The organism is Promicromonospora sp. NPDC060204 (genome assembly GCF_042728455.1).
GTDB lineage: Bacteria > Actinomycetota > Actinomycetes > Actinomycetales > Cellulomonadaceae > Promicromonospora.
Window position 1 is genome coordinate 1 of sequence record NZ_JBHWZO010000302.1, and the last position, 6,969, is coordinate 6,969.

The 6,969-nt window shown below is 68.4% G+C and carries 6 protein-coding genes; 2 read left to right on the forward strand and 4 right to left on the reverse strand.

Annotated elements, in window-relative coordinates:
- Positions 1-54: 54 nt before the first annotated feature.
- Genes ACFWEJ_RS25500 through ACFWEJ_RS25510 form a run of 3 tightly spaced genes read right to left on the reverse strand, consistent with a single transcriptional unit; the run spans position 55 to position 3,133 of the window.
- Positions 55-1,290, reverse strand: coding sequence for an ABC transporter substrate-binding protein (locus tag ACFWEJ_RS25500; protein ID WP_377231974.1), 1,236 nt, complete (start codon positions 1,288-1,290; stop codon positions 55-57).
- 53 nt (positions 1,291-1,343) lie between these two features.
- Positions 1,344-2,237: a carbohydrate ABC transporter permease gene (locus ACFWEJ_RS25505; protein WP_377231975.1), complete on the reverse strand. Its 894-nt coding sequence runs from the start codon at positions 2,235-2,237 to the stop codon at positions 1,344-1,346.
- On the reverse strand, positions 2,237-3,133 hold the full coding sequence (locus tag ACFWEJ_RS25510; RefSeq protein ID WP_377231976.1) for a carbohydrate ABC transporter permease: 897 nt from the start codon (positions 3,131-3,133) through the stop codon (positions 2,237-2,239). Before ACFWEJ_RS25510 ends, ACFWEJ_RS25505 begins: the two co-directional genes overlap by 1 nt.
- Positions 3,134-3,241: 108 nt before the next feature.
- Here ACFWEJ_RS25510 and ACFWEJ_RS25515 point away from each other — a divergent pair, with 108 nt between their 5' ends.
- Complete coding sequence (locus tag ACFWEJ_RS25515; protein WP_377231977.1) at positions 3,242-4,258, forward strand: LacI family DNA-binding transcriptional regulator; 1,017 nt, start codon at positions 3,242-3,244, stop codon at positions 4,256-4,258.
- Positions 4,259-4,401: 143 nt separating this feature from the next.
- Here the strand turns inward: ACFWEJ_RS25515 and ACFWEJ_RS25520 are convergent, their stop codons facing one another.
- A complete protein-coding gene (locus ACFWEJ_RS25520; protein WP_377231978.1) occupies positions 4,402-5,445 on the reverse strand; it encodes a LacI family DNA-binding transcriptional regulator in 1,044 nt (347 codons plus the stop codon).
- Between the two features lie 178 nt (positions 5,446-5,623).
- Between ACFWEJ_RS25520 and ACFWEJ_RS25525 the strand changes: the two genes are divergently transcribed.
- Positions 5,624-6,943, forward strand: coding sequence for an ABC transporter substrate-binding protein (locus tag ACFWEJ_RS25525; RefSeq protein WP_377231979.1), 1,320 nt, complete (start codon positions 5,624-5,626; stop codon positions 6,941-6,943).
- The last annotated feature ends 26 nt before the right edge of the window (positions 6,944-6,969 follow it).

Consider the following 6,969-nt stretch of genomic DNA (forward strand, 5'->3'; position numbering starts at 1 on the left):
AGTCGCCGCGCTCGTGCAGGTAGCGGCCCACGCCGACCCAGACGTGGTGCATGTTCACGGCCAGCGCCGTCGCCGGCGCGTGCGCGGCCAGTCGCTGAACGACTCGAAGTGCCCGATGCCGTCCTTGACCTCGTTCAGCACGTCGAACAGGTTGGTCTGGAAGTACTTGTTGAACTTGTTCTCCGGGTTCTTGGTGACGGCCTCGTCCTCCCAGACGGCCATGTTCACCGGGTCGAAGCCCAGCACCTCCCACACGGCGACGTTCGCCTCGGGGGAGAGCTTGGCGAACGCGAGCCACTGCGCGGCGAGGTCCTTGTTCGGCGAGACGGCCGGGACGGCCGCCCCGGTGCCACCGCCGCCGATGGTCTGCACGACGGCGTCGTCGGGCACCGGGGCCGGGGCGATGGCCACCTTGCCGGCGAGGTCGGGCATGTAGTCGACGAACCGGGACGTGTACCAGGCGGGGTAGACGATCGCGGCGTAGTCGCCGTCGTTGATCGCGCCGTACGCCTCCTCGGAGTCGGGGCTCCCGCCGGGGATCGTGGAGATCGCGCCGGCGTCCTGCATGTCCTTCATCATCGAGAGGGCCTCGACGACCTCGGGGCTGTTGACCTGCACGTTGCCCTCGGCGTCGATGTACTGCCCGCCGAGCTGCGCCGTGATGAGCGGCTCGAGGAACATGACGCTGGTGCTGGCGACGCCGAAGGCCTTGCCGGTCTCGTCGTGGTACTTGACCCCGGCCTCCTGGAAGTCGTCCCAGGTCTTGATGGTCGTGTAGTCGATGCCGGCGCCCTCGAGCGCCTCCGTGTTGTAGAACGTGGTGAACGCGCCGACGTGCGTCGGGAACCCGTAGATCTTGCCGTCCTTGCTGTACAGGTCGAGGCGGGCCTGGACGACGTCGTCCTTGTACGGGGCCGCAGCCTCCGTCAGGTCGAGCAGGGGCGGGTTGTCGCCCTTGACGAAGTTGGCGAACTTGTTGACCTCGATGTCGACGACGTCCGGCAGGCCTTCACCGGAGTTCACCGCGAGCTGCAGCTTGTTGTGCATGTCGTCGTAGGGGTAGACGGTGACCTCGAGCTGGATCTCCTGGTCGGGGTTGGCCTCGTTCCACCGCTCGGCCATCTCCTCGTAGTACGTGGCGTGCACGTCCGCGAACGTCCACATGTTCAGCGTCGTGGAGCCGTCGGCATTCTTGGCGGGTGCCTCGGGCTGGCCCCCGCCGCACGCGGCGAGCGCGGTCACCGCCAGTGCGGCGGTCAGCATGGACACCGTCGTCCGTAGCCTGGTCATGTTTGTTCTCCGTTCGATCTGTGGTTCGACCTGAAGTTCGGTCTGAGGTGCGGTCAGCCTTTGACCGCGCCCGCGGTGATTCCTTCGATGAAGAAGCGCTGGAAGGCGAGAAAGAGGATGAGGACGGGGATCAGTGAGAAGAAGGCCCCGATGATCAGCAGCTCGTAGTTGTTCCCGTACGGCGTCAGGAGCGTGTTCAGGCCGATCGGCAGCGTGAACTTCTCCGGGCTGCGCAGCACCAGCAGCGGCCACAGGAAGTTGTTCCAGCAGAGCATCCCGTTGAGGATCGCCATCGCGGCCATGGCCGGCTTGGTGATCGGCAGGACCAGCCGGAAGAAGATGCCGAACTCGCTCACGCCGTCCACGCGCCCGGCCTCGAGGATCTCCTTCGGTATGCCCAGGAAGTACTGGCGGAAGAAGAAGATCGTCACGGCCGAGGCGAGGAACGGGAGCGCGATCACCACATAGGTGTCCGCCAGCCCCATGTCGTTGACCTGCACGTACAGGGGCAGCATGAGCATCTCGAACGGGACGGTCATGACCAGGAGCACCATGATGAACCACAGCGTCTTGGTCCTGAACTCGTACATCGCGAAGCCGTAGGCGACGAACGCGCTCACCAGCAGGGTGCCGGCGACCTGCCCGACCGTCAGCAGGAGCGTGTTGGCGAACCAGCGGAAGTACGGCCCCGAGTCCGTGAACAGCAGGACGTAGTTGTCCAGGCTCAGGGTGCCGAGGTCGACGTCGAAGGTCATGCCGCGGCGGATCACCTCGTTCCCGTCCTGGAAGGTGCCCACGAAGATGGCCAGCAGCGGGACGAGGGAGATGAGTGCCATCACGACGAGGAGGACCGACTGGATCCATGCGGCGGCGGACGGCGCGCGACGGCGTCGGGCGGCGGTGGCGGGCGCGGTCGTCGCCCGGTCCTGTTCCTGGAGCACGGCCATCACGCGGCCTCCTTCTTGAAGGTGCCGCTGGCGACGAGATAGGAGATGTTGATCGCCATGACGATGACGAGCAGCACCACGCCGACGGCAGAGGCGAAGCCCAGGTCGTTCTCCTCGATGCCCTTGCGGTAGAGGTATCCGACGACCGTGAGGCCCTGGTTGTTGGGCGAGTTGTTGCCGGCGTAGAGCATGAAGCTCTCGAGGAACATCGCCAGTCCGCCGTAGACGCTGATCGTGACGACGTAGACGATGGTCGGCCGCAGGTTCGGGATGGTGATGTGCAGGAACTGGCGGAACCTGCTCGCGCCGTCGATGGAGGCCGCCTCGTAGTACTCGGTCGGGATCGCCTGCATGCCGGCCAGGAAATACATCATGTTCACGCCGGTCCACCGCCACAGGGCGATGGCCAGCAGGGCCGCGAGACCGGTGACGTCACCGCGCAGCCAGCGGACCGGGCCGAAGCCGAAGAGCTCGGCGACCTGGTTCATGATCGCGGTGTCGGACTCCGCGAAGATGAGCCGGAACACGATGCCGGCCACGACGACGGAGGTCAGCGCGGGCACGAACATCGACGCCTTGAAGAACCCCTTGATGCGTGCGCTGCCGATGTTCGAGTTGATCAGCGCCGCGAGCGCCAGCGGGATCGGGATGAGCAGCACGAGGGTCAGGACCATGTAGCGCAGGCTGTTGAACAGGGCCTGCCAGAAGATGCGGTCCTGCCAGAGCCGCTCGTAGTTGTCGAGCCCGATGAACGTGGCCTGGCCGTAGAGCACCTCCTGGGTGCTCATCACGAACGACCGGCCCAGCGGGACGACCCAGAAGACGGCGAGGGTCACGAGGAAGGGAAGGATGAAGAGATAGGGCGCGAGCCTCTTCGAGTACAGGAGCTGCTTCACGGCGGTTCGGATCCTCCTTGATCAGAGCCACGGGGTGACACCGGCACGGTCGGACGCAGCCGTCGGACGCGGGGTGTCATGATGGTCGGCGTGGTGAAGATGAGCGATGTGGCACATGAAGCAGGCGTCTCGACGATGACGGTCTCGAATGTCATCAACGGGCGGCCGGGAGCTAGTGAGGACACCCGTGCCCGCGTGCTCGACGCGGTGGCCCGGCTCGGCTACCGGATGAACGCCACGGCGCGGCAGCTGCGCGTGGGCCGCAGCGGCGCCATCGGGCTGCTGGTGCCGCACCTGGACGGGCCGTACTACTCGCACCTGGCGGCGCGGCTGGACACGCTGGCGCACGCGCGGGGCTACCACGTCATCATCGAGCGGACCGGTGCCAGCAGGGAGGGCGAGCTCGACGCCATCTCGCCCGAGCGGGTGAAGCCCTACGAGGGCGTGGTGTTCAGCCCGGTGCAGATCGACACCGCGGACGTGCGGGCGGCCGGCATCGAGGTCCCGGTGGTCCTGCTCGGCGAGCGCCGGCTGGCCGGGTCGTTCGACCACGTGATGATGGACAACGTCGGCGGCGCCGAGCTCGCGGTCTCGCACCTGCTGGAGCACGGCGCGCGGCGCATCGCCCTGATCGGCGGCCGTCCGGACACCGGCGTCGACAGCATGGCGACGCTGCGCAGCCGCGGTTACCGCAGCGCGCACGCCAAGGCGGGCGTGCCGGTCGACGAGCGCCTCGTCGTGGACGCCGCCTCGTTCACCACGAAGGACGGTTACGAGGCGGTCATGCGCCTGCACCGCGGCGGCACCCCGTTCGACGGCGCGTTCGCGCTGACCGACGCGGCGGCCATGGGCGCGCTGCGGGCCCTGGCAGACGTCGGGCTGCGCGTACCGGAGGACGTCCAGGTGGTCGGCTTCGACAACGACGCGGAGGGGGAGTACCTCATCCCGCGGCTGACCACCATGGACCCCGACAACGACTCGATGGCCGAGCGCATCATGGAGCTGCTCCTGCGGCGCGTCGAGGCGGGCGAGACCGGTGAGGCGCCCGCCGGCGGTGCGGTCGAGTCCGTCATGTCGGCCCGGATCGTCGTGCGTGAGTCGACGCTCGCCCGCGCGTCTGCCTAGTCGATCGGTCACTGGTTCTCTTCCTTGAGCAGCCACCCCGCTGATATTTATCGATAAAGTAGAGGGCAACTCCCGGGGTGTCAACGCCCGGGCCGCGTCGGACGCGGACCTGGTCGAGGCGCCGGCGCGCTCGCCGACCGCTCCTAGCGGCGGTCCGGCGGCGGTGCGGTCGAGTCGCGGACGGTGAGGCTGGTGGCGAGCTGGACGTGCCGTGACGCGGGCTGGACGCCGTCCGCCATGGCCAGCAGCGTCTCGACGGCCATCCGGCCCATCCCGGCCAGCGGCTGGTGCACCGAGGTGAGCTGCGGTGTCGTCCAGCTGGCCTGGGGCGTGTCGTCGAAGCCGATGACGCTCAGGCGCTCGGGCACCGGGACGTCCTGCTCGTGCGCCGCGGCGAGGACGCCGACGGCGATCTCGTCGTCGCCGGTGAGGATCGCCGTCGGCGGCTCGGGCAGGGCGAGCAGCGCGCGGCCGTGCACCAGGCCGGTGTCGATCGCGAACGAGTCGCTGCGTACCAGCTCCTGCTCCAGCTCGATGCCCGCGGAGTCCAGGGCCGCCCGGTAGCCGTGGAGACGTTCCCGGGCGGCGGCCGACGCCTCCGGGCCGCCGATCCAGCCGATGCGGCGGTGCCCGAGGTCCAGCAGGTGTTCCGTCGCCGTGCGCCCGCCCGCCCAGTTGGCCGACCCGACGCTGACGGTCCGGGGATCGTCCAGGTCGACCGGGTCGATCATCACGAACGGCATCCGGACCTCCTTCGCGGCCTGGAGCACCGCGTTGGGTCGGGCCAGCGTGATGCCGACGATGCCGACCACGCCGGACTCCTTCTGCTCCGCCATCCAGGCCCGGGCGGCGGCCCGGGTGGCCCGCACCGCGCGGTCGGGTGCGGAGCGCACCAGCAGATTGGTGCGGGCGCTCGTGGCTGCGGCGAGGACGCCGTCCAGCACGTTGGCGACGTAGGGCGAGGCCAGTTCGTCGAAGACGGCGGCGATGGTGCGCGTGGGCGGCGGCTGCCACTGGGTGGTCGGTCGGTAACTGAGGGCGGCGACGGCTTCCAGGACGCGCTCGCGCGTGTCCTGGGCGATGTCGTGGCGCCCGTTGAGCGCCTTGGACGCGGTGCTCGTGGAGACCCCGGCGTGTCGCGCGACGTCGGCGAGCGTCGCCCGCTCCTTCGATGGCCGGCCAACCATGGCGTTTCCCTTCGTCGAAAGTGTTTCGGAGGCTACTGGTAGCCCGGGGCGACGTCAATCCAGATATTTGCCCCTCGTGAACCTGTTGACGCCTCGCCCGGGCCGTCGTTACAGTCCGTGCTTGATCGATAAAGTTGCGAAACTATTTCGCAGCCTCTCAACGAGGAGGGACAGGGTGATGAGGCTTCTTACCAAGGCGTGGACGGTCGGTGTCGCGCTCGCGACGGCCGGTGCGCTCACCGCGTGCTCGGGTGCCGGTGGGACCACGGCGAGCGCCGGCGGCGGCAGCGCCGACCAGCCGGTGAAGCTCACGGTGTGGAGCTGGGACGGCACGGTCGAGCTCGCGGTTCCGGGCTTCGAGAAGGCCAACCCCGGCATCGAGGTCGAGGTGGTGAACGCCGGCTCGTCCTCCGACGAGTACCAGGCGCTCGACAACGCGATCCAGGCCGGATCGGGTGTCCCGGACCTGGTGATGTTCGAGTACTTCGCGGTCCCGTACTTCGCCGTCCCGGGCAAGCTCGCCGACCTCGGACCGCTGGGCGCGACCGAGCTGGCGGACGACTACGTCCCGTCGGCCTGGAACAACGTCGTCATGGGCGACGGCGTCTACGCCCTGCCCTCGGACTTCGGGCCGGCCGTCATGTTCTGGAACGAGGCGACCTTCGCCAAGGCGGGGATCGACGAGGCGCCGGCGACCTGGGACGAGTACTACCAGGACGCCAAGAAGATCCGGGCCCTGGGCGACGACTACTACATCACCCAGGACACCAACGACCTCTTCTTCCTGCTCTCGCTGATCTGGCAGGCCGGCGGCCGTCCGTTCGAGGTCGACGGGACCACCGTGCACATCGACTTCTCCGCCCCGGAGACCCAGAAGGCGGTCGCGTTCTGGCAGAAGATGATCGACGAGGACCTGGTCAACACGAAGATCAGCGCCTGGTCCGACGACTGGAACCGCGCGCTCAACGACGGCACGCTCGCCTCGCAGAACATGGGCGGCTGGCTCACCTCGACGCTGCCCGAGCGGGCGCCGGACGCCGCCGGCGACTTCCGGGTCGCCCTCATGCCCCAGTGGGAGAAGGGCGAGAAGGTCGGCGCCGAGAACGGCGGATCGTCGTTCGGTATCCCGGAGGCCGCTGCCAACAAGGAGGCGGCCTACAAGTTCCTCGAGTACTTCACGCACGGCGAGGGACTGCAGCCCCGCGTCGACGCCGGCGCGTTCGTGCCGAACAAGTCGGTGCTGGACAGCCCGGAGTTCCAGGACGTGAAGAACCCCTACTTCGGTGACCAGAAGACCGGTCAGGTGCTCGCGGAGGCGTCGAACATCGCCGCCGTCGGCTGGCAGTACCCGCCGTTCTTCGAGTGGGCGCGGAGCACCTACGGCGACATCGCCACGCCGTTCTACACCTCGGGCAAGGGCTCGCTCGCCGAGGTCCTGCAGACCTGGGAGCAGCGCTCCGTCGAGTACGGGAACGAGCAGGGGTTCACGGTCGACTGACCACCTCCCGGCGGCGTCCCGTGCCC

Coding starts and splice junctions, on each gene's coding strand:
- ACFWEJ_RS25500 (WP_377231974.1), bottom strand. CDS start 1,290: ATGACCAGGCTACGGACGACGGTGTCCATGCTGACCGCCGCACTGGCG.
- ACFWEJ_RS25525 (WP_377231979.1), top strand. CDS start 5,624: ATGAGGCTTCTTACCAAGGCGTGGACGGTCGGTGTCGCGCTCGCGACG.
- ACFWEJ_RS25520 (WP_377231978.1), bottom strand. CDS start 5,445: ATGGTTGGCCGGCCATCGAAGGAGCGGGCGACGCTCGCCGACGTCGCG.
- ACFWEJ_RS25505 (WP_377231975.1), bottom strand. CDS start 2,237: ATGGCCGTGCTCCAGGAACAGGACCGGGCGACGACCGCGCCCGCCACC.